2 protein-coding genes are annotated in these 848 nt (G+C 41.7%); both read left to right on the forward strand.

The window, feature by feature from the left end; all coding sequences use genetic code 11:
• Positions 1–151: exodeoxyribonuclease VII small subunit (xseB, locus tag HP456_RS24465; protein WP_172255866.1), on the forward strand; the 151-nt coding region annotated here is incomplete at its 5' end.
• 66 nt (positions 152–217) lie between these two features.
• A partial coding sequence (locus tag HP456_RS24470) for a polyprenyl synthetase family protein (RefSeq protein ID WP_172255868.1) occupies positions 218–848 on the forward strand: 631 nt, incomplete at its 3' end.

Genomic DNA, 848 nt, shown 5'->3' on the forward strand with positions numbered 1-848 from the left:
AGTCCCTTTAGAAAAGGCACTGCAGTATTATCAGAAAGGAATGGAGCTTTCAAAGCATTGCCATGATACCCTGAACAAAGCAGAGAACCAGTTAACGAAAATGATTACGGATGAAGGTGAAAAAACCTTCGATGTCAAAGAGGAGGAGTAGTTGGTGACTCTTCATGTTGATTTGGAAGTATTCCAGCAAACGTATAAACTAAAAATCGAACATGCAATGCTCGATTTTGTAAATGAGAGAGACATGCCTTCGACAATTAGAGATGCAATGATTTATTCCCTTCAGGCGGGTGGAAAAAGAATCCGGCCGATCCTTCTGCTTGCTGTCATTGAAGGATATGGAAAAGAAATCAGGTCCGGAATGAAGACAGCTGCAGCTCTGGAAATGATTCATACATATTCTTTGATTCATGACGATCTCCCATCAATGGACGATGATGACCTTAGGAGGGGGAAACCAACGAATCATAAGGTGTTTGGTGAAGCGATGGCCATCCTTGCAGGCGACGGGCTATTAACACATAGCTTTCAGCTTATAGCTGAAGATGATCTTATTTCAAGTAATCAAAAGATCAAGTTATTGAGTCTTTTAGCCAAATGTGCTGGCCCGGAAGGTATGGTAGGTGGACAGGTTGCTGATATCGAAGGTGAAAATAAAAGGCTGACTGTCGATGAATTGGAATCCATCCATGTTCGCAAAACAGGCAAGTTACTTATTTTCAGTGCATTGGCAGGTGCCATAATTTCAGGTGCTTCTGAAGAGGAACAAAACAAACTTGAAAATTTTGCCCACCATATAGGACTGGCTTTCCAAATTCAGGATGATATCCTCGATATCGAAGGAGCAG

This window comes from Bacillus haikouensis, from assembly GCF_013179555.1.
GTDB classification, from domain to species: Bacteria; Bacillota; Bacilli; order Bacillales; family Bacillaceae_B; genus Rossellomorea; species Rossellomorea haikouensis_A.